Origin of the sequence: Bacteroides sp. (assembly GCF_052357945.1) — a bacterium.
Lineage (GTDB): Bacteria > Bacteroidota > Bacteroidia > Bacteroidales > Bacteroidaceae > Bacteroides.
Genome location: NZ_DAWCXD010000001.1, coordinates 184,446 through 187,259 on the forward strand (window position 1 = coordinate 184,446; position 2,814 = coordinate 187,259).

General features: G+C 32.2%; 3 protein-coding genes and 1 pseudogene. 1 reads left to right on the forward strand and 3 read right to left on the reverse strand.

Annotation, left to right across the window (positions count from 1 at the left end; all coding sequences use genetic code 11):
* Nucleotides 1-245 (reverse strand): annotated as a pseudogene (locus ACT8YW_RS00655) (hypothetical protein); the annotation flags it as partial.
* A 345-nt stretch (nt 246-590) separates the two neighbouring features.
* Between ACT8YW_RS00655 and ACT8YW_RS00660 the strand changes: the two are divergent.
* Nucleotides 591-1,142 (forward strand): hypothetical protein, encoded by a 552-nt coding sequence (locus ACT8YW_RS00660; protein WP_061448523.1) that lies wholly within the window; start codon nt 591-593, stop codon nt 1,140-1,142.
* A 393-nt stretch (nt 1,143-1,535) separates the two neighbouring features.
* Here ACT8YW_RS00660 and ACT8YW_RS00665 read toward each other — a convergent pair whose 3' ends face one another.
* Together ACT8YW_RS00665 and ACT8YW_RS00670 are read right to left on the reverse strand one after the other, a co-directional pair.
* Entirely contained in the window at nt 1,536-2,513 is a 978-nt protein-coding gene (locus tag ACT8YW_RS00665; RefSeq protein WP_061448525.1) for a glycosyltransferase family 92 protein, read from the reverse strand.
* A gap of 59 nt (nt 2,514-2,572) precedes the next feature.
* Complete coding sequence (locus ACT8YW_RS00670; RefSeq protein ID WP_155728200.1) at nt 2,573-2,716, reverse strand: hypothetical protein; 144 nt, start codon at nt 2,714-2,716, stop codon at nt 2,573-2,575.
* Nucleotides 2,717-2,814 lie beyond the last annotated feature (98 nt).

Consider the following 2,814-nt stretch of genomic DNA (forward strand, 5'->3'; position numbering starts at 1 on the left):
AAATCATCGCCTGCGTACTCAAAGTTGTTCAGCTTTACAACTATATCTTCATTTCCTGTGTAGACTTCATTTTCTCCACCTTTACTTAAGAATTCTATATTCAAATTAGAGGGGGAAATCCATAAATCGTCTGAATTGGCAAATGAAATTAACTCTTCAATTTGCCTTCTCTTATAGCTTTCTGTTGGTCCAAACGTTCTTGTTGCTTCTTCTTTTCTTCTAATGAGGCTGGCTGCTTGCTCCATAATGCTATTGACTTGCGAGTACGCTCTATCCATTGCTTGTGAAATTCGTTGATGTATTCCATAATTTAATTGATTATGAGTTTATGCAAATATAGTTATTTGGTTTATTTCCAAGAAAATTTAGTTGATAAATTGTATTTATTTTATTCGCTATTAATGTGAAGTAGACTTTAATATCATGTCTTTCCTTTTGAAATTAATAATGGAATGTATTCTTTAATGGTTCCAATAGTCTTTTTGTGAAGAATATGCTACAAAAATATAGTCTAGATTACCACAGATAAATGTGAATTTATTAGTTGAAAACGATTTACTTTGTACGTTATAAACTTACATTATAAATAAATGGATAAAGAACATATTTCAAGAGATGCTTTTTTTGCAATCTATGACTTTTTAGATAATGATAATGGGCCACGATGTCTTATAGATGAATTAGATGGTTTCAGATACTATTTTTGTAGTTCATCTTGGATTGAACGTGCTACATTAGATGTTTTTTCAAATGGAGTTTATTTGGGTGAAGTTGACTCTAACCACAGAAGACATGGGATTGGTGTATATGTTTTTAATAATGGAGGCATTTATCTGGGAGAATGGTCTCAGGGTGAGAGAGATGGTAGGGGCTTTTATTATTCCGGCGGACAAGTATTCTGGGGTGAATGGAGTGCCGGAGAAAAGGACGGAAGAGGACATATTTGGCAAGTGAACTACGAATCGGAAGGGATTTATGCAAAAGGACGCGAGAAAACCAATATGTATACACGAACTCCACAAGGGTATAAACGTGGAGGAAATAGTAATAGTAGTTCTAACTCTTCTGGTGGCTGTTGCGGATTAATCGTGGGAGGAATTATAATCTTTATGATATTGAAATTTATAGGTTGCATAGATTGAAAATGTTATAATAATATGATACATTTCTTTGAATGTATGAAAGAGTAAATGATATTCATTAAGGTGTGTTTTTCTTTTCATTGTTTTTTAGTTCTTCCAAGTAATAGTTGAAGAAATTATGATTTAGAATATGGGAAATGCGTAACAATAAGTCGGAGTCTATGCTGGTTCGTTTGAATATTTTGTATACATTGGTTCTATCGCAGAATAATTTATTAGCAAACCACGTTATAGAGCGTTCCTGACGGTGTAATTCATCTTCTATTATTTGGCCGATATGTATCATATAACAATGTAGTTTGTTAGCAATGTTCTTAATATAGTAGTTTGTTTTACTTTTTACAAAGTTATGTCTATTTTGTTTTTTAAAGATGGTTGAGCGTGGATAATAAATCACATAAATGTAGTTGAATATTCACGCATTTTTAACTTGACGCTTACTATAAAACGAAATATGGTGTAATTAGACGAGGTGCAGTTCAGTTCCAACTTGTTGAGGAAATCTAAATTCTTCCATTTAGTGCCTTTTTCTGCACTCCCCTTTTCGTATTTGTGCTGCCAGCAATCATATGCCTTAGACCAATAATGGTTTATTTGAACTTTAATATCCTTTTTGTGATTGACCTTATGCATATTCCAAATAACGAACTTATAAAATGAATTAACGGGAGGAATTGTTATATTATGCCATTTTACATTGAATCCATGCATAGAGAATGGTTGTTCGTTTATGTCGAATAGAGTGTTGTAGAAAACTTTTCCTTCTGTGAAATATTTTTTTCTACATACGTGATATTGTTCTATAACTAATCGTGTGTAATCGTGGTGTAGTATACCGGAAGTGCCGAAAAGTTTCCAATATATCATGACAACAGGATAAATTTCATAATGTGCAAGTAAGTTATGAATGTTGGATTCTCTTAATGGACAAATAAATTCATCAATGTCAAGGAAACTGACCCATTTTGTTTCTGTGCGATAATGTTTATACCAATGCATATAAGCAGTGTTTTGCCCAGGATTATCCGGCCATTCATTTAGTGTCACTATTCCTGATTTAATATATGGGGATAGTACTTCCATATAATTGTCAGTAGAATTGTTTTGATAAAGGTAAAAATGATCTATACCTAATGTCAAATGATAGGTTAGCCACTCTTGTAAAAACGGAGCTTCATCCTTAAAAATAAGCACAAGAGTAGTTTGATATTTATAGATCGTTCGTTTTGGGGAGGTTATTTTATGTATGCTTTTTAATAGAATATGATAAAAAAGATTTATGAAAGGATATAGTATGTTTTTTGCATAATAGAAACGTCTGGGAGTCTGTATGCAATATTGGAAATTTGTATCTTCTTGAATAATTTTCATTGAAATTGCTACTTTTTAGGGTGTAACCGTCAAGTTACACCCTAGAGAAAGTGAATAAATCAGTCTCCTACTATGCCCGAACAGTTGGTGCACCAAGAACAATGTATAGTTACGATGTTCTTGTTTTCAACTTGTTCGTCTAGTTGTGAAGCAATAATTCCTTTGGCCTCTTCCAATGTCTGATAATCGAGTACTTCTTTCATGTCGATAAAAATTAAATTAAACAAAACCGTAATTGATATATTACGAAATTTAATGTCTAGTATTCAATTAAAATTGAATACATTGTTATGTACTAGTT